Source organism: Paenibacillus sp. FSL R5-192 (assembly GCF_000517845.1).
GTDB classification, from domain to species: Bacteria; Bacillota; Bacilli; order Paenibacillales; family Paenibacillaceae; genus Paenibacillus; species Paenibacillus amylolyticus.
This window is the reverse complement of record NZ_ASPR01000014.1, coordinates 1,059,579-1,079,695: the sequence shown is the minus strand read 5'-3', so window position 1 is coordinate 1,079,695 and position 20,117 is coordinate 1,059,579. Positions and strand designations below refer to the sequence as shown.

Sequence of the window (20,117 nt, the reverse complement as noted above, 5' to 3'; positions counted from 1 at the left end):
GTCGCGAATACATATATCAAAATAAGCAATCTGGCAACAATCTGAATCCTGAACACACAGGAACCGATTGTTACCAGATTGCTGCTCTCTATTTTCTGGCTTTCCTTAAGATGGAGGTGTAATGGTCGATCTGGGGATCGTGACAATAAACTGTGTACCTTTTCCTACTTCGCTCTCTACATCAATTGTACATTGATGCAATTTCAAAATTTTAATGACAATGGACAAACCCAATCCATTCCCTCGAAGCGAGCTGCTTCGCGCTTTGTCCACCATGTAGAATCGATCAAAGATATACGGGAGTGCTTCCTCAGGTATTCCTTGTCCAGAATCTCTAATCAATACCTTCACATGTGAAGATGACGTCTCAATTTCGACATGAATGATACCCTGTGCACCGGTGTATTTGATCGCATTGTTTATTAAATTCTGCCAGACCTGATCAAACAAATCTTTGTCCACTGTGATCTCGCAGGGCAACAAATCCAATTCGATCTGTATGTCCTTCTGAGCCCACTGCGGCTCTGCCAGTAAGATCACCCTTCTTAATTGTTCATCTACCTGGAATGTGGTGAAATGAACCGGATGATGCTCTGAATCCAGCGAGGCTAGCCGAAGCAGATTATCACTGAGCCTCGATAAGCGCAGCGTTTCTTCATATATAATATCCAAATGCTCTTTCTGCTCTTCTAATGGAATAACACCATCTTGTAGTGCTCTGGTAAATCCTCTAATTGATGTGAGCGGAGATTGCATTTCATGAGAGACGTTGCTGACAAAGTCATCACGAACCGAATCGATTTTTTGCAACTCACTGGCCATATGATTAAAGCTCTCCATCAGTTCGCCAAACTCATCCTGATTATTATGTTTCAAGCGAACCGACAGGTCACCTGATGACATCTCCTTCGCTGCAACCGTTAATCTCTTAATCGGTTTCACAATGTACCCGGACATGAACAGGATTAATAAGCTGCCAATCACCAGAACTGTTAATAGTGAGGTTAAGAGCGTGTTTCGCAGTGTATGAAAAAGAGAGGAGAAATCACTTTGAATCAGAAATGTGCCGATCCCCTCGTTTGTTCCAGGAACACCTATGGTCGCGACTCCATCTTTACTGGACAGAAAAATGGCATCCGTTGTACCCGCCTCAAATAACGAATGAACTTTGTCCTCTGGCAAGGAAGATAACACTTCACTTTGTTCATTCACGGGAGTGATATTTAAGCCGTAGCGAGCAAAGATACCTAAGCTTGATTGTACTTTTTCCGGATCATCGATCAGGTTAATCAGTGTAGCGAGATCTTGAGCAAAAGTAACCATAAATCGATTCGGTGTCTTTTCCTGGGACCCGTTATTTATCATAAAGGAGAGAATCAAACTCACCAGAACAATCCCGATAAACGTAGCTACGATGCGAAGTCGCAGGCTTTTCCTAAACATTTTCATGCCCGCTCCAGCCGATATCCAAGTCCTCTTATCGTTGAGATCACTAACTCAGGAACATGTTCAAGACGTTCCCTTAACCGTTTGATATGTACATCAACTGTACGCTCATCTCCTTCGTAATCGATGCCCCATATGTCATCTATAAGCTGTGTACGTGTGAATATTTTCCCTGGCGAACTCGCCAGAGAAAATAACAATTCACATTCCTTCTTTTTCAATTCGATAGATTGTCCATCCGAAACAACCATCAGATTGCCCAAATCAATCGTTACACCGCTGATCTGAATCATGTTTGATGCACTTTTGTTATATCGTTTCAGTAACGATTTTACACGCAAGATTAACTCCACAGGATCAAATGGTTTAACCAGGTAATCGTCTGATCCTGCATTAAATCCTCTGACTTTGTCCTTGGATTCTCCCTTGGCAGTCACCATCAGGATGGGAATATCCAGATAAGACCGAATATCTTCCGTCAGTTCAATGCCGTCTATTCGCGGCATCATCACATCCACAATCGCCAGATCAACTTTCGTGTGCGAGAGGATATCTAACGCCTCTTGACCGTCTGGTGCTTCCAGCACGGAAAATTGATTCTTTTCAAGATAGATTCGGATTAATTTACGGATATGGGAATCATCGTCCACCACCAGAATTGTGTTCATGTAGCCATTATCCTTTCCAAAATTGATATTTATTCGTATCGTAAGGATTCCATCGGGTCCAGCTTCGCCGCTTTTGATGATGGCATCAAACCGGCAACAATACTAATCGCTGTACTTACCACGATACCAAACAAGATATAATATCCCGAGAGATTAATGAGTTTAGCTCCAAACGCATTGTCCAAAAGAATGTTTAATACATAACTAATGATCACTGCAAAGATTACCGCAATAATACCACTAAATACGCCTAATAAGGCAGATTCGGAGAAGAATATTCGCTTGATATCTTTCTTTCTTGCTCCAATCGCTCGGAGAATTCCGATCTCCTTTGTCCGTTCCACGACACTAATATAGAGTACTACCAGTATCATAATACCGGATACGATCAACGAAATACCTGCAATACCCGCAAGTACAATGGAAGCCATACTTACATATGTGGTGATATTCTCCATGACCTTGGCCATTTGGGAGCCTGCGAAACCAGCGTCTACAGCAGCTTCATTGATATCATTTACATATTTCATATCGGTTGCATAGGCGTTAACTTGAATTGGCCCAATCGTTATTCCTTCGTCCGCATACATTTGCTCCAGCGTCTCTGATGAAATGTACCCCGGGGATTGTTGCATTGGAGATTGCGGATCTGCCGCTTCGTAGATCCCTGAGATTGTTACTTCTTTCTCCAAAGTCACTGGTTTATTATTACTATCCATCTCATTGATATATAAAAACACGGACTTGCCGATCATGGTTTCAGCTTGATCATCTCCGCTTAATTGTTTCGCTGTATCGAGAGGTAACAGCATCTGATTTTCTACCGGCAGAACACCAGTTGTCATCAATGCTGGATCAAAAGCATCCGTTAACGTTGTTAACTGTGTGAGTCCTACACTTTGTTTTTCATTCACCATAGTGGATTTGCCTGTAATGGTCGTAATTGTCTCTACATGATCCACATTAGGAAAATTGCGAATCGTCTCTACATCAGCTTCGGTGAACGGTTCACCTGGTGCCATCAAGGCCTCGGGACCTTGCATGTCCTTGGCTTCTTCACTCGGCTTTGTTATATCCACGAGCAAAGGGTCCATACTTGAATTGATTTCGTCATTCATATACGTCGTTATTCCATTCCCCAAGGAGAGCATCAGGAGTACACTTAATATACCTATAGATCCACCCAAAGCGACCAGAACATTACGCTTGCCGTTGAGTTTCATATTTTTAAGTGCCATCTTGAATGAAGCAAGCAAGCTCAGGCTACGGGAAGAATCCTGACCACTCTCGTAAACAGCCGTAGAAGGATCTTTCAGGTGAATATCATCACTAATACGCCCCTCTTCAACCTTCACAATCCGTGTACCGGAGTCAGCGACTTTCTGCGAGTGAGTTACGGCAATCACCAGCATTCCCTTTTTGGCTATACTGTCGAGCAGAGCGAGGATTTGATCTCCGTTTTCCCTATCCAGAGCACCCGTCGGTTCATCTGCAAGAATAATATCCGGATTGTTGGATAATGCCCGTGCGATGGAAACCCGTTGCTTCTGACCGCCAGATAACTGGTTGGGACGTTTGTTCAGATGATCCTTCAGTCCCACCTCTGTCAATATATCAACAGCACGTTGGTTGCGATCCTTCTCATTGGTATCCGTCATTTGCATCGCAATCGTTACATTTTCGAGGACAGACAGATGCGGGATCAGATTGAAATTTTGAAAGACAAAGCCGATATTATTCTTCCGATAATCATCCATTTCCTTCTCTGTCATGGCACTTAAGTTCTTGCCACGAACAACGACGTCCCCTTCATAATCGGAGTCCATGCCACCAATGATATTCATCAGTGTCGACTTACCACAGCCAGATTCGCCGAGGATGGAGACAAATTCCCCTGTCTCAAAACTTAAGTTCAAACCGTGGAGTACCGGAACTCTTTCTTTTCCATATAAGGTGTATGATTTCTTCACATTTTTAACTTCTAGTATTTTCATATGGATCTCTTCCTCTCCTGATCATGCACGATATCTATCTATTTGATGTTCATATCGTAACAAATCAGTATGAACTGATAATGAACTGGACCAGTGCACCTATAAGAGGTTGTTCAAAAGAACTATATACAAAAAAACCGAATCCTTAGATATAAGGACTCGGGTAGTCTTATTTCGTTATTGCATTTGATAATATAAGTTAAACTAATCATTTACACGATAACGGAGAAGACAGAAAAAACCTGAAAAAGCGAAGCGTTCGCCTTTATCCCCGGATTTTCACCTTTGGAAAAGGGATTCAAAAAATCTGGGGATAACAGCGATTGGAAGGTTATTCTGTCGTCGTAGTGTCAGTGTAAATAATCTTTAGTTCAACTTATAAAGTTTAGATTAATCCTGCTTTTGCCAGCAGCCTTTTCACAATCGCGGCTGACTGCGCACGACTAATGTCTGCATCGGACATCAGTTTGCCATCAGCACCTTGTACCAGCTCTTGTTTAATCGCGGATGCAACTGGCTCTGCTGCCCAAGCCTGTACTTTAGCGCTATCGCTATATGTGCTAAGCAGACTTGTTGTCTCTGACGCGTCGGCCTGTGCCAGACCGACCAGTTTCATCGCACGTGACACAATAGTCAGCGCTTCAGCACGAGAAATTTCGCTATTCGGACGGAAGCTGTCGTCAGCATAACCTGAGATTAGGCCGTAGGACACAGCCGTCTGAACCTCATCCTCATACCAGCTACCAGTCTTCACATCTGTGAACGATGCCGCTTCTGTACTGCGCGGGGAGTGCAGCCCCAAACCTCTTAACAGAACAGCCGTAAACTCTGCCCGTGTAATACTCCGGTCTGGCGCAAACACGTTCTCACCGGTGCCTTGTACGATCAGACGGGATGCCAGATCCTGTACGTCATCCCGACTCCAGTGACTTGATACATCGCTGAATGTTGCCGGATGATAGATCAGGGCGTAAGTGCTGTTCGTCAAGCTGTTAATAATAGCAGAATCTTGCACGTTACCTTTGATAACCTTGGTCGGTACATGCAGAAGGCTGCCATCTGGCTGAAGCACAACTCCTGTCGTGATCTTTGAACCATCGACACCTTCTGGCAAAGTAATGGAGCGCTCTACATAAGAGTTGAAACGATCTACATTAACTTGCTGTCCATTCCAGATCGCTTTTACTTCAAAATCAATCGGAGCTGCGATCACCGTTGTGTTCTCCAGCTTATCCGCTGCAGCCTGAATTGCTGTTTGTTTAGATGTGGCACTAGGCACAATAGCGATTTGGATTGTGATATCTTCCAATGGAACCGTGCTTCCGAATTGGTTCAGAATCTGATCCACTTGAATCTGGTTAGCTGGAAGTGTGTACGTACCGCTATCAGTCTGAATGACAACTTCGGCATTACTTCCTTCCATTGTTTTGACCAACTTGCCGTTCAGTTCACCAACGACCGCACCCTTGCCAGTACCTGTAATAGGCAGCAGAAGCGTTTTTAGTCCACTTCCAATCTGATTGATGACTTTGTCATTATCCACATGAACCGTGGTGGTAACCTGATTGTTTACCGTTGATGTGGTGGCCGTAGCAGACTGTTCCTGTTTCTGACCGTTCACATAGATGTCTACACCTTTAGTTACCACCGGAGTCGATGGAACTGGGGTAACGACTGGTGAAGTTGGTGATACACTTCCTCCTCCTCCACCTGAAGAGTTACCAGGATTCGGTGTAGGTGTCGAACCGGAATTGTCGCCACCTGAATTTGCTGCTGTAATTGTGATTGTTCCACCAGACAACTGAGCACCACTATTGTGTTCTACATTTGTAAAATGCCAATGTTCTGAATCAGTTTGATCTACGGATAGCTGTTTCGTTCCAGGCGCCGCATTGCTTTTGGCTTTGACCTCAATATCAAATAATTGGGTTTCATCTACAATTGAGTGGTCACCCCCAGTAAAATCAACCCAGATGATCCGTACCCAGCCTTCCGCATTATTAATTTGGTACTGGAAGTCTGCTACACCATCTTCATTTGGGGATGTGCTGATGACGTTGACAGATTTAGGCGTGATACGGACAACTTCTAGGGCAGATGTATCATAATCAATCTGCATATTATAAGCGCTAACCTGAGAATAGGACTGCTTTAATGTAACAGGGACATGAACCGTCTGCCCCGCCTGTACACTAACATTTGCAAATTGCACCTGTGATGGTTCTGCCGGTTCTGCCCCAGCTATACTCGGGAATACGAGAGACGAGAGTAGCGTCAGTGCGATGAGACCTGACATTGTTCTTCTGATTCTTGGACGTTTCTTTTTCGGTTGAAACATGTATTAGCCTCCATGTCTGTATCAATTGGTAGAATGTATGGTGACGATAGAAAAAATATTGTTATTCGTTATTTAAATTAAAAAATATGAATTAATCAGGGCGTTGTATTTTTTCTTTTCCAACAATGTATACTCGTCTAGGCTCCGTATTCGTATCCGAAGTGGAATGAGTAGTCACTTCGAGCACAAGATAATAACCTTCGTCCTCAGATGTAACGGTATGCTGTTCTCGTGTCTCCCCTTCTATTGGAACCATATCTTCTCCTGAAGGGTCTGTTGCGCGGTACCACTGATAAGAAGGAGTATTAATGTAATCAATATCATCACCATCAACATCCATTAAATAATAATCTGTGGCAATTGTGTTCTCCATGTAATTCTTCAATTGACCATTCAGCACATACGGCGCATCGTCCACTTGTTGAAAGGTCAACACATAATCATTGTTTTTCGCGCCAAGTGTTTTATTGGCATATCCGTTTAACAACGCATTCATATCCCCCAAAGTGGGTTCCGCATTACGATCCACGTCCATTCGGTTCATCTCTACATAAGAATAACCGCGGCGACTGACCATATTACGAAGATAAGTCAAAAGTTCTGCTGCATCCGCAGAATTCACTTTTCCGTCTGCATTTACATCCCCTTTTTTACTAATGTTAAGTTCAAAGTTATCCGTAACCGTTTCCGGTACATCAGATACAGTATATTGAGCTTTCAATTCAATATTGATCTTGCCGCTCTTGTAAGGAATAACAACCAATGTATTTTCATTTTCTATCGTTTCTACATACACCCTAGCTATACTGTTATCACTTGAGTTGGCTGTGAGCATACTAAACTCATCAGATCGTAAATGGGTACTCAAATCAATTCTAACTCTATTGTTCATTACCTCGATGGGTACACCGGACACAAAAGAAGGATCGTTTTGTTCCGATGAATAATTTAACCAATGGATGCCGTCGTTGAGTACAGGCCGTGAAATGTTAATCTCTGGGCCAATTTCACCTGCGTTAGCTTGAGGAAGCGCTCCACCTATAGGCAACGCAATGCCCAGCCCGATTGCAGTCAACATGCTTTTTTTCAATATCGGCTTAAGCCGTTTTTTGTTTTGTTTCCCCTTCAATTCATGTTCCTCCTCGTATACATTTCAAATTTGAACAACTACATGCTCAGTATAACGACCCATTCTGAACCGATTCTGAACAGGACCACAGAACTACTTCCAGTTGAAATTCGACAAAAAACGCCATGGAGTAAGCCTCCATAGCGTTTTGAACACAAATCATTTTCCAGTTTGGATCAAATTCACCTAAAATTAAATTCCCTCAACAATTCTTTTGGCTCTAACCTTCACCTCACGGTAAAGTTCATCCTCATCGATCGTGAGCAGCTTCCTGCCTCTCATGAGGAGCTGACCATTCACGATCGTGGTGTCCACGTCCGCCCCATTTACGCTGTAAGCCAGTAACGATTCTACCTCATGTATCGGTTGAAGATGTGGTTTCGCCAGATCGATCAGGATCAGATCAGCTTTGTGCCCCACCTCAAGCATACCCACTTCATCCAGTAGACCAAGCAGACTAGCACTTCCACGTGTAGCCATGCTTAGTACGTCCTTGGCTGGCAAGCGAGTGGGATCGCCATAGTCCAGCTTTTGCAGCCAGGTCGCGGCTTTGATCTCCTCGAACATATCGACGGTTGTGGCACTTCCCGCTCCATCCGTTCCGATTCCCACGTTAATTCCCTGAGCCAACATCTCGGTAATTGGAGCAATTCCGCACCCCAGCTTCAGATTGCTGACTGGATTGTGTGCTACACCGCCGCGCATGCCCTTCAATCTGCCGATGTCCCTGCGATTGAGGTGTACACCATGCGCAAGCAACACATGTGCCTGTTCGAACATCCCCGCCTCTTCCAGATACTCTGTCGGTGTCATGCCATAGCGCTCACGAATCTTCACAACTTCTTCCTTCGTCTCAGCCAGATGAATATGTAGCGGGATATCCTCTGTGACAGCCAGAGCAATGACTTCACGTAGCTGCTCCATGGGACATGTATAGGGTGAGTGGGGTCCATACATGGTTGTTATCCGCCCATCGGCCGCTCCAGACCAGCGCTCTACAAGGTCGATCGCCTCCTGCAATCTGCGTCCCCCATCATCCTCCATGAATACCATTCCACGTGTAAGCGATGCCCGCATCCCCGTTTGCTTAACCGCTTCTGCAATCTCATTCATATGAATGTACATATCCGCAAACGCAGTGGTACCCGAACGGATCATCTCGGCGATGGATAACTTGGCACCCCAATAGATGTCTTCCGGGTTCATCCGTGCTTCAGCAGGCAGCATTTTGCGTTCGAGCCAGTCCATCAGCTTCAGATCATCCGAGAATCCCCGGAGCAGACTCATCGGTGTATGTTGGTGGGCATTAATCAGTCCTGGCATGGCAACCTTATTGCGTCCATCGATAATCTCATCTTGGGGGTGAGGCACAATGTGTTCAGCAATATGCGTAATGCGATCACCCTCAACACGAATATCCCCCGTAAAGGGGGCATCGACATCTTTCATCGTTAGGATCGTAGCTTGCTGAATCAGTATACTCATTACATTCACGGCTCCTCTGAATTGGTTGTGGTTCCTTCCATATCCGAGGGTAAGCCTTCACGTAACGGCAAGGTCAAGTCATTTTAATTTTTGGATCGTCATCTTTCTGAAATGTTGTATAAACGGTTTGGGGTCGATTTCGACCATATATGGATATACTCCTGTGCTTGTGTGCAAATAGAAAAATCCACCTTCATCACCCATACGGCGAAATGACATATCAAACACTTCCGTGATGTTGAACTCGCGGTATTTGGTCACGATTTTATCTGAATACAGAATCATGGAGCGGGCATTCATCTCAATCTCTTGGGCGAGACCCGTCACTTCTCTCTGTACTTTGTAATAAGGTAATACAGCAACGCAGTTCATGATCTCCCTCCATTCATGCCATGATTATTGTTCCATCATAGCAGATCGGAGGTTCTCAGCAAAAGAACATGAAACTAGGTGATCTTGGTCGTCACCTTTAGTGGCGTATGAAGTGCATCCTGAATGTCTTGCAGAGAGAGACACTGTTCAATATGAAACACACCATGTGGCAACTCTGTTTTATACACACGTTCTGCCACGGCTGCAGCTACCGCTGCTGTTGCATCTGCTTCCTTTGCACCGACCAGTAGTTGTTCGACGCGGATTTGCTCACCATTTTCCCATCCTACGGCATCGACCTTGACCGCATACATCGGTTCTCCCCCAGGAATAAGGCCAAATGCCTTAACCGTTCCATTCCGAATAGACGGGATACGCAACAACGAAAACAACCCTGCACGTTTGGAGATTGCCATGGATCTTGTGATCCAGCGGGAGTCCAGACAGAGTCTGGTAGATACGGTTGGAATACGTAACGTCCGAGCAACCACATGCTGATCCGAAAAGTTAAATCGATACGCCTTCCGGTTCCCTAGTTTTGCTCCAAAATCAATACGTTTGCCATCTCCGAAACTCTGTACCTCAGCAGGTTTGCCCTTTTGCATCACTTGGTAGGTGGCATTCATCTGATCAACGGTCCACTCCACGGCAGCTTTTCCGTGCTTCTCTCCAAGTCCCAGCATTACGGTAATGTCTGCTTCCTCAACCTGATCCATATGCATGGTCGCTTCGCGCACAAGCAAATTAGTCACTCCAGGTGATAATCCAACGCTGAGGATCGCGGTCGATTTGGAACGTTGCATTTTGGTGTGGAGCTGTTCAACCTGAGCGAGAAAATCATATTTTGCAGAAATATCAATATAGTCGGTTCCGGCTTGTGCGCAGGCTTCAACAAAACGGGTATCGCTCTGATCCACACACATGATGACCAGCTTCACAGGCCGTAACATGGATGGCTCCACAGGTTTTGTTACATCCAGTTGAAGCGGTAGCACAGCACCACCTGTAGACCTGCTGAACTCTTCCGCACGGTTCATGCGTGTACCCGCAGCCCATACTTTACCCGGGAACAATTTCCCCAGTTGAGTACATATCATCTGCCCCACTTGACCATAACCACCAACCACCCAGATCTGATCTTTCATAGGCTTCACGTTAGTTTCGAATTGCATAATACCCCTCCACCCAGAACGCCCCGAAGTAACGTGTAATATGTGAGAAACCGCATTCGGTCAGTAGCTGAGTCATCTCTTCAGAGGATATTGGATCGGATTCACGGCCCAGGGAAGCAGCAAAGCGCTCCCACTCTTCAGGAAGGACGCCCACACTCAACATGTGATCCTTCCAAGCTTGCATCATGATTGGATGTGCAGGTGAACGAAGATCGGCATTTACAGCCGCAATGATCAGTGGTGCACCCGGTTTAAGTCTAGCTGCGAGGCTGGTCAGAAACGTTCTCTTGGCCTCCATCCCCTGAAGGAAATGTAACATGAGCATGCTTGTCGCCCCATCATATACAATATCCTCCGGCAATTCTTCAACCGTGACAGGTTGCAGTTTCACTCTGGAACCGATGCCTGCTTCCGTGACTCGTTTCTCAGCAAGTTGCAGCATGGGCTGTGATGGATCTACTCCAGTCAATGTCCAACCGGCATGACGTGATCCGAGCAGAGCAATCTCTTTTCCCCCTCCCGCACCGGCAACAAGGATATGAATATCGTTGTTATTCGCGAAAGATGCTGACAGCAGCCGTTCCATTAGATCATGCATATGAGAATAACCCGGAATTTTCAGGGCTATCGATTGTTCGTAACGATGAACATCTGCTGTTTCCCAGCTCATCGGTGATAGATTGTGATTCATGGACACCGCACTCCTCTTGAATTGAAGTTAGACTTGACTCGTTGTTCGTCTAATTTCATTATAGAAGGATACGGCGAGCCTACAATCCCAGAACATTGGGATATGCGCACAGAGAGAGGAGTAATCTTGTTGACATCACGTATTGATCGGAACCACAGACTTATCACTTCTCTTGAAAAAGGAACCTGGACCTCACATACCTATCGGGAAGCTGTTCTTAAGCAGATCCATACGGTTATACCTTACGATGCATACTGTTTCACTACCGTTGATCCTCTGACTCTTCTCTCCACAGGAGCCGTGACAGAAGATGGCATTGAGGCCATTCATGATCGGTTATTCATCAATGAATACATGGAAGAAGATATACATAAATACGCTGAATTAATTCGCAGCGGTGAGCATACAGCTACACTTCATACGTCTATGAACTCACAGCTTGAACAAAGCCAACGTTATATCAACATTCTTCAGCCAGCGGGGTTCGGTGATGAACTACGTGCTGTATTGGTTAGTGGAGACGCTTGCTGGGGATATCTGACCCTATATCGTAAGACAGAAAGTGCTGTCTTTACAGAGGGGGAGCGGTTGATGATTCAGTCCTGGACCGCTTCTATTGCATCGATGCTGCGGTCCACGAGCTTGACACTGATCGATGAGATCACGAGTGAAAGTCCCGAGGAACCCGGAATTTTGATCACCTCAGACACGTTCCAGCTCTTATCCCTGAACGCCTCCGCTCAATATTGGCTGTCCCAATTGCGCATGCTGGAACATGTAGGGCCGGATGTTCTGCCCCGTCCGGTACGTGCAGTGAGTTCCCACCTGCAGCGCAAGAATCGGGCAGATCTGGCCGTGGATACTCAGATCGCTCCCGAATCACCCTCCAAAGTTTGCATCCAACTTCCGGATGGGCGTTACCTCATACTTCATGCTAGTCTCATGCAACAGCTTACAGGGCCGGATCAGATTGCAATCCGTTTGGAGCAGGCGATGCCACAGGATTTGCTGCCCTTGCTCGCCGAAAGCCATGGATTATCCAGTCGAGAGCGGGAACTTCTCGGATATGTGCTCCGCAGTTATTCGTCCAAGGAAATTGCTGCTGCGATGCATATTTCTGTCTACACCGTTCAGGATCATTTAAAATCCATTTTCGCCAAAACCAAGGTATCCTCACGTCGCGAGCTCATCTGGTATTTCGTTTCCCGTTTTCAGCTGTCGGATGAATCTGCCATATAAATCTTGAATAATTCTCCAGTATCAAATTAACTATCAAATGAGAAAAAATCAAAAGATGCCAATACGATATCCTCGTAATGGCATCTTTTTCTATAGCTATTGTTTAAAAAGCATAGCGGTAATACAGGGTAACTTCGATGTTTGAACTTTTGATATCGTGCATTCTGCTTTAAAATGCAGCGCACAGTCCTGCCAAACCGTTTTCCACAAAAAATTCCGACTATATTATTGATTGTGTTATTTGGCTTTTGCTAGTAAATAAAGAAAATATGGAACACTAATAACTGTAATAACGATTCCTGTTGGCACATCTCCTACGAGGCTAACCGTGCGCGTAATCGTGTCAGCCAACACCACGACTAGTCCCCCAGCCAAGCTGGCAGCCGGAATGAGCAATTTGTGATCGGGACCGACCAGTTTTCTGGCCATATGCGGAGCGATCAATCCAACGAAAAAGAAGCTGCCTCCCACAGCTACACTGCCAGAGGATAAAGCAACAGCAGCGATTGACAACCCCAAGAACTGTCGCTTCACGGAAACACCAAGCCCCTGTGCTGTCTGATTGCCCAAATGGAGGGCATTCAGTATGCGAGCCTTGTAAAAAATATAGCCGAGTAAGATCAAGACCCATGGTGTCAGTATGGAAATATAACCCCAATCATCGCCCCATAGGCTTCCCGCCAGCCAATACAGCATGAAGTTCATCTGCGAATCATCCAGCTTGAGTGTCAAGAAGGTCGTCAGCGCCCCGTACCCGCTTCCTAACGCGACCCCGGTCAAGATCAAACCGATTGGCGAGATGTCTCGTCCGCGGCGATACGATAATAAGAAGATCAAACCCGCTGCCAATAGTCCGCCAACAAAAGCCAACAGAGGCAGAGCAATAAAGGAACTCTTGCCTGTGGATGCAATGAATACAACGAAGAACAGGACAAACAAACCCGATCCCGAACTAATTCCCAGTGTTCCCGGACTAGCCATGTCATTACGCAGCAAACTCTGCATCACGACCCCCGCCGCTCCCATTCCCAGACCTACCAAAATCGAAAGTACAATTCGTGGCAAACGAAAATCAAACACAATCAGATTTTGCTTATCGGTACCGTTTCCTATGAGAACGTTCAGCACTTCTAGCGGTGAAAGATTCATTTTGCCAGAATTCATGCTAATGATCGCAAACACAAGTATGAGCACCACAAGCACTACATTGATGATAATGCCTCGTTTCATCGTATAACGCCGCTTGATCATTCATATTCCCTCCTTTGTCTTCGAGCCAAGAAGAGAAAATACGGCACACCAATGATAGAAAATATAATGGCAATCGGCGTTTCGAACGGTTTATTGATCAAACGTCCAGCCAAATCAGCCGATACGGTCAGCAACGCACCATATAAAGCCGCTGCCGGAATAATGTATCGATAGTCGACACCTACCATATATCGCACAATATGCGGGGTAATCAGACCCACAAAACCAACCGGGCCAACCACAACAACAGCCAATCCAGTCAGCACAAGTACAATAATTGTCGACAAAATCTTGACCAGTCCGCTACGAATGCCGAGTCCACTTGCCACATCATCTCCCAAACTGAGCAATGTAACGGAAGGGGACAGCGCCAGTGCCAGCAGTATACCCCCAACAAAGAGCGGTGAGATAATCAGCAATTCTCCCCATTTGACCCCCGCTGTGCTACCCGCCGTCCAGAATGTCAATGCTCGCCCCAAATCATAATTGATTGCCAAGTACTGACTGAGTGCGCCAAACAACATTGAAATAGACAGACCTGCCAGTACAAGCCGCTGAGGCGTCATTCCGCGATTGCCCAGTGACGCGGTAAAGTAAGTCATACCGGTGGCGATCGCTGCTCCCAGACAAGCGAACAACATCATCTGCCAATACGAATAACCCGGCAGAAAGGCCAGGCATAGTGCAATTGCAAATGCTGCGCCAGAGCTAATCCCCATCAGCCCGGAGTCGGCCAGCGGATTACGCGTTGTCCCCTGCATGATAGCGCCACATACCGCAAGGCTGCACCCAACGATCAGATCAGCTACGGTACGCGGGAGACGCATGGTTTGAATAATTTGATGTTCAGTGAGCATTGGATCAAATCGGAAAATAGCCTCCCATACCGTTGCTAACCTCATATCAGCAGCACCAAACATAATGGATGCCGCCGACATGAGAACCGTTAATCCAAGCCCTATTACCATGTACATGGTGAAGTTCATCGCCCCACGGCGTTTTTGTTCAGGCTTGCTTTTCATCTCGTTTCCCTTTCATCACCTATTTACAATCCAAACGAATATGGATATTAACGTCCATAAATTCGACTGGTCATGTTTGAAAATTTGGAGTGCTCAATTAAAATTTCGTTCTAACTCTTATTTAGCTAATGCTAGCAATTGACTAACAATATAATCAATCAATGCACTGGAAGTCATTACGTCGGTGGACCAAGATAGCGAAGAGTCTACCTTTACGATCCGATCATGTTGCACAGCAGGTATGGCATTCCACACTGCATTATCAGAAGCAACGTTTCCATCTCCTAAGAAGATCATATAATCCCCAGAGTAAGCGGGTAATACTTCCATGGAGACATCGCCCCAATATTTATCTGCATCGATAATATCCGTTTGGACTTTTGCAGGTGCCTGCAATTGAAGTTCATCATAAACAAGCTCGCCAACGGCATGCTTGGCTCCAGCTATGTAGTTACTTTTATCACTGAATTCTCCAACCGTAATCGTCACATCGGATAGGCCCGCATTCTGAAAGGCTAGCTTTGCTTCTTCAATTTTTCCGGTATAAGCATTCAAAACATCCTTAGCCTCTTCCTGTTTGTTCAAAACATCGCTAATAAATTGTATCCGCTCTTCTGTAGTCATATCACCATAGGGAACATAAATGGTCGGGGCAATTTTGGATAAATCATCATACGACTCATCGCTCCATGCCAAAATGATAAGATCCGGCTCAAGCGTCATGATATCTTCCGGCTCCATGGCTACTTTTATGGAGTCTGTAATCTGGTTAGCATAAACAGGCTCTGTCTCTCCCCGTGCAGCTCTAGCCACACCTAAAGGAGTTACACCTAGGGCTACCACATCACCAACCAAATAATCGACTACAACTCGCTGAGGGTTGTTAGGTACCTCAACATCACCCTTAACTGTGGATATCGTTCTGGTCTGCGAGACTGCTTCTGAAGCTTTTGTCTCCGACCCTTCTTGTTGTGTCGCCTGCTGTGTCTGCGCAGGTGTTGTATTTGCCGTTCCCCCATTATTCGCTGGCGTCCCTGACGTACATGCCGTTAATAACAGCATCATGCTTATCGCCGCCGCCAAAATCATTTCTTTACTTCTTAAAGATCCAAACATCGTTGATTCCCCATCTCTATAAGACTTAACTAGACTCGCTAGTTCCCTCTCATCGTAAGGGAGATGAGAATCATTATCAATACCATCAACCTGCATGGATAGTGCGTTTATTTTCCGATAATCACTTGGCGTCATCTTGTAATGCTTCTTAAACATGCGGAACAGATTTTTCTCATCTGTGAAACCAGCTCCAGTTGCGATTTCTTTAACTGTCGCTTCTGTATGTTTCAAGTCATGACAGGCAGCTTCAATCCTTCTCTGAATGAGATACTCCTGTAAGTTCATCCCTTCCCTTTTTTTGAACAACCGCGTCAATTGTCCACCACTGATCCCAAACATATCGGCAATTTGTTGGAACATAATCGGCTCCCTGTAATGTTTATCGAGATATACCTTGGCAGAACAGGCTGGATCTGGCTGGAGATACCGAATCTCACCACCCTCCAAATCCCTGAACACCTCATGAATCAATTGATATAAAAAACTTTTGGCCTGTAGCTGATCCATCGCCTTGCCACGTTTCCAGCCATTCATCATCCGTTGGAACCAATCGCGTAGCAAGATCGGATTACTTGGCGTATAACCAAACTGTTGAACAAATGGATTTACTTGCTCCAGTAATTGTTGCAGATGTTTCTTGAAAAAGAGAGGTGATTCTGCTCTATAAAACACCATAAATGTCTTCACCATCTCCTCTTTAGGCGTAATACTGAGCAGGCTCCCCTTCCCGCCGTGAACTAAACCGAAGCGTTCCATTGCAAATGTGGTTTCATTCAGTTGGATTTGCGCTTCTCCCCCATATGCATAGATAAACATGCTACTAGGCATTTTATATTGCTCCAACGGGTATTGTGACGCTACATTCTGAAAGCGTACATCTATTAATGTAATGATCGAACGTGTCCAGATACTGGCCATCATATCAATCATCTCTGGTGTAAATCCCTGTCTTGCTTCTTCCTCTTGCATCTACCCGCACTCCTCGTTTCACTTTTTCCAATGTATACATCACTTAATAATTGATATTGATTATCAATATCACATTTGATCAGGTAAGTATATATCATTAAGTGATATTGGGAAACAGGCAGTGGACGTTATGCTTTCCATCCGCTTTCGTAAAAAACTAAAAAGGAACACCTGATAGTACAAAAAAGAAGCCTGATCCATATGGATCAGGCTTATTCATTATGTTTATTGTATTTAACAAGATTACGTAGTCACCATGTTTCTCTTGTCACCTGCGACCAAATTTATTAAGACTTTGCAGGTTTCCGAGAAGGTTTGGCGGAGCTGGATTTTTTATTCTTTTTCTTACTTACTTCCACAACCACAGGCTCCTGTGGGTGTTCCACCGGGTACATTTTACGGAACAATAATGTCTGTAGTACCAGGAACGAACCCCCAACGGTCCAGTAGAGCGGCATCGCTGCCGGAGCTGTAAGAGAAAAGAATGCCATCATCAATGGGGAGAGATAACCCATAATGGCGAACTGTTTTCGCTGCTCAGGCGCCATATTGGCTTGTGATACCTTGGCTTGAATCAGATATATGACCGCAACAACCACAGCGAGTACGTAGTCCGGCGCTCCCAGTTTGAACCACAGGAACGAGTGGGAGGACAACTCCGGTGTAAGTCGGATGGCTGTGTAAATACCTGAAAGTATAGGCAGCTGAATGAGCATCGGCAAGCAACCAATGTTCAGCGGATTGAACTTATGTTTCTTGTATAGCTCCATCGTTTCCTGAGACATCTTTTGCTTATCAGCAGGATCATTTTTGCCTTCATATTTTTTCTTGAGCGCATCCATCTCGGGTTTCATGGCGTTCATGATGACTCGTGTTCCCTGCTGGGACTTGGCTTGACGCATCATCAAGGGCAACAATGCTAAACGAATGACCAGCGTAATCACGATAATCGCGACCCCGTAGCTTCCGTTAAATATGGTGGCAATATGCTGAATCAGATACGACAGTGGAAATACAATGTAGTGATTAAAAAATCCCGGTGTCGATGAAGTAATCTCCGACACGTTGTTGCTGCATCCGGCAAGCAGCATGACTGCAAACAAAATGACAATCAGGCCATAGATCCGTCCCTTGCCCGAAGTAAAAGTGAATCCCTTGTTGGTCTTATGTTCCATATATATCCTCCTCGTTGATTTGTTGACCAATCGTTCAACGAGGAATGACAATCTGGTTCATCTTCATCGGGCGCTTCTCTTCGTCTAATCATGCGACTCCAGTCTTCCTGTCTATGCTGTCTGTCCAAACACAGGGCGGGAAGTACAGGTTCAAGTCCACCACCGGCGCCACCTTCCATCCAGTACTCTGTCATGCCACAATGAAGATGGGCAATATAGGCATAACTGACGGTGAAGATGAGTCCAATCGAAAATAAATATGGTAATAACTCCTGCAGTTCAAACAAGGGATTCACCCCCTTTATAGGTTAGTTTTTATATTATAACACTTACATATTGTTTTTGCATAAATCTGTACGTGAAAACAACTACTATTCAGCTATTCCGTTCTCAATTTGGACATTTCTAGCTCAGCTCGGTGTCTCGCCACGTTATAAGAAGGCCATGAACGATCTGATGAATCATCGTCCAGGTAGGCTTGACGTTCCAGCATTTCCCTCTTGAGATCCGGATACTCCTCCTGAGCAAACTCTCGAAGCAACGGAACTGCATCTGCCGACAGACTTGCCAGATAGGTTGCATCAATATTGCCAGTCTGATGATAACGTTCTATGTTCAGCTCGGCAATCCGTTTATCCATGCCCACATAATTGACAGCAACATATGCAGTGAGCGCAAGCACAATATACCAGCGGATCAGAGGTATTGATGTGTACCGTATACGAAGGCCAGCAATCAGCAACAGGAGTGCGAGGAAGATCATGAATGCGTGTACCAGGAAGCGGATGTACGTATATCCATATGCCTGCTCATACAGATTTAGGCGCATAAACGCGGAATACAACATAATTGCTGAACAACTGACCAGAATCAGGAGAAGTACCTGATGTACGATGGAACCCGTTTTGCCACTCGAACGGGTATACTGCAAAGCAACAATAAGAATAAAGAAGTTAATACCTGTGACGAGAATTAACTCTGCGAATCCACTTCTCGCATAATCTGCGTAAGACAGATCTACCGGAAGATGCCCCTCTCCTGCACCAAAGAGATACGAAAACTGCACAAGTACAAACAAAACGTACACACAGTTAATGACAATCAGCATCGTCCCCACAATGATGGGGTCCAATCTGAATGGTTCCCGCTGAACCGGAGTGCGTTCGGGCTCGGGTGTAATCTTATTTGTAACCTTACCTTCAGTGGCCGGGTCCACAGGAGAGAATATATAGGTGTGATCACGCTTATCAACCGTGGATACTGCTCCATTTTTCCAATGTGCGTTCGCTCTCTTCTCTGCCTCATATTGCATTGGCTGTACAAATCCCCATACATAACCAAACAGCAATACACCTGCGATGACAATCCAGATGATTCTTGGTATCCCTGGAGTAAAAGCCAATTGATTCAGCCACTCCGGAAAACCGGCTAAATACTGATCAAAGACCCCGTCAGCAGAGGACAGTAATGCAACGACTACAATGAGGATAGGCAAGGACGCCACAAGACCAATGAGTACTTTGAAAACAACTGTTTTCTGGGATTTGCCCATGCCACGCCCGCCTGCTCTCACAGCAATAGCAGCAACAGTCCCCCAATGACGCATGGCTTGAGGTAGCAAGTGGTCAATAGCCGTACCAATCAAGCCAATCTCCCACCACTGCTTCTGTTTTCTGCCCATCAGATACGTCATATGTAAGATAACTACGCCAGGTATGACCAGAAAATTAAGAACATACAGCAGTTCATTGTCGTATAACAGGAACGTTAGCGACAACAATAGCACTACAGCCGCTACAAAAGCATCAATGAACTTGAAAGACCTCATGCGGTCCCTTGCAAACAGATACATGAACACATAAAAGAGAATTACAAAGATAGGATACGATACGCCAATCTCATTACCATAGAATAAATACTGGTGAATGATCGCCAGCATCCATGCAGACAGTAGCGTGATTAGAGCGCGTTGCGGTGAAGCCATTATTTTATCAATCATGGGAAAAACCTCCATTAACCTTTCTATGCTATATTCTAGATGATAAAATAG

16 protein-coding genes are annotated in these 20,117 nt (G+C 45.3%); 1 reads left to right on the top strand and 15 read right to left on the bottom strand.

Annotated features, from left to right (window positions below; translation table 11 throughout):
* Positions 1-105: 105 nt before the first annotated feature.
* From C161_RS13205 to C161_RS13165, 9 genes are all read right to left on the bottom strand, one after another.
* Positions 106-1,449, bottom strand: coding sequence for a sensor histidine kinase (locus C161_RS13205; RefSeq protein WP_084650159.1), 1,344 nt, complete (start codon positions 1,447-1,449; stop codon positions 106-108).
* On the bottom strand, positions 1,446-2,114 hold the full coding sequence (locus C161_RS13200; RefSeq protein WP_036608628.1) for a response regulator transcription factor: 669 nt from the start codon (positions 2,112-2,114) through the stop codon (positions 1,446-1,448). The genes C161_RS13205 and C161_RS13200 overlap by 4 nt, the downstream gene beginning before the upstream one ends.
* A 29-nt stretch (positions 2,115-2,143) precedes the next feature.
* Positions 2,144-4,108 (bottom strand): ABC transporter ATP-binding protein/permease, encoded by a 1,965-nt coding sequence (locus C161_RS13195; protein WP_036608631.1) that lies wholly within the window; start codon positions 4,106-4,108, stop codon positions 2,144-2,146.
* A gap of 385 nt (positions 4,109-4,493) precedes the next feature.
* Positions 4,494-6,446 carry an S-layer homology domain-containing protein gene (locus tag C161_RS13190; RefSeq protein ID WP_051447080.1) on the bottom strand — a complete coding sequence of 651 codons (1,953 nt, stop codon included), beginning with the start codon at positions 6,444-6,446 and terminating at the stop codon, positions 4,494-4,496.
* Between the two features lie 91 nt (positions 6,447-6,537).
* Entirely contained in the window at positions 6,538-7,575 is a 1,038-nt protein-coding gene (locus tag C161_RS13185) for a dockerin type I domain-containing protein (protein WP_036608633.1), read from the bottom strand.
* Positions 7,576-7,767: 192 nt separating this feature from the next.
* A complete protein-coding gene (locus C161_RS13180; RefSeq protein WP_036608636.1) occupies positions 7,768-9,060 on the bottom strand; it encodes an amidohydrolase in 1,293 nt (430 codons plus the stop codon).
* 78 nt (positions 9,061-9,138) lie between these two features.
* Positions 9,139-9,432: a hypothetical protein gene (locus tag C161_RS13175; protein WP_036608638.1), complete on the bottom strand. Its 294-nt coding sequence runs from the start codon at positions 9,430-9,432 to the stop codon at positions 9,139-9,141.
* Between the two features lie 74 nt (positions 9,433-9,506).
* Positions 9,507-10,604 carry a saccharopine dehydrogenase family protein gene (locus C161_RS13170; protein WP_051447081.1) on the bottom strand — a complete coding sequence of 366 codons (1,098 nt, stop codon included), beginning with the start codon at positions 10,602-10,604 and terminating at the stop codon, positions 9,507-9,509.
* Complete coding sequence (locus C161_RS13165; RefSeq protein WP_036608640.1) at positions 10,588-11,295, bottom strand: class I SAM-dependent methyltransferase; 708 nt, start codon at positions 11,293-11,295, stop codon at positions 10,588-10,590. Before C161_RS13165 ends, C161_RS13170 begins: the two co-directional genes overlap by 17 nt.
* Positions 11,296-11,424: 129 nt before the next feature.
* On the opposite strand from C161_RS13165, the gene C161_RS13160 reads away from it, so the two are divergent.
* The gene (locus tag C161_RS13160; RefSeq protein WP_051447082.1) at positions 11,425-12,534 is read left to right on the top strand and encodes a helix-turn-helix transcriptional regulator; all 1,110 of its coding nucleotides are present in this window, start codon (positions 11,425-11,427) and stop codon (positions 12,532-12,534) included.
* Between the two features lie 237 nt (positions 12,535-12,771).
* Here C161_RS13160 and C161_RS13155 read toward each other — a convergent pair whose 3' ends face one another.
* The 6 genes from C161_RS13155 to C161_RS13135 form a co-directional block, all read right to left on the bottom strand.
* Complete coding sequence (locus C161_RS13155) at positions 12,772-13,785, bottom strand: FecCD family ABC transporter permease (protein WP_036608650.1); 1,014 nt, start codon at positions 13,783-13,785, stop codon at positions 12,772-12,774.
* Positions 13,782-14,807, bottom strand: a complete 1,026-nt coding sequence (locus C161_RS13150; RefSeq protein WP_051447083.1) for a FecCD family ABC transporter permease — start codon at positions 14,805-14,807, stop codon at positions 13,782-13,784. The genes C161_RS13155 and C161_RS13150 overlap by 4 nt, the downstream gene beginning before the upstream one ends.
* 117 nt (positions 14,808-14,924) lie before the next feature.
* Complete coding sequence (locus C161_RS13145) at positions 14,925-16,892, bottom strand: AraC family transcriptional regulator (RefSeq protein WP_036608653.1); 1,968 nt, start codon at positions 16,890-16,892, stop codon at positions 14,925-14,927.
* Positions 16,893-17,179: 287 nt separating this feature from the next.
* A complete protein-coding gene (gene yidC, locus C161_RS13140; protein ID WP_036608656.1) occupies positions 17,180-18,067 on the bottom strand; it encodes a membrane protein insertase YidC in 888 nt (295 codons plus the stop codon).
* Positions 18,004-18,354, bottom strand: coding sequence for a hypothetical protein (locus tag C161_RS31960; protein ID WP_235193801.1), 351 nt, complete (start codon positions 18,352-18,354; stop codon positions 18,004-18,006). Before C161_RS31960 ends, yidC begins: the two co-directional genes overlap by 64 nt.
* A 92-nt stretch (positions 18,355-18,446) precedes the next feature.
* The gene (locus tag C161_RS13135) at positions 18,447-20,066 is read right to left on the bottom strand and encodes a DUF4153 domain-containing protein (protein WP_036670655.1); all 1,620 of its coding nucleotides are present in this window, start codon (positions 20,064-20,066) and stop codon (positions 18,447-18,449) included.
* Positions 20,067-20,117: the final 51 nt, after the last annotated feature.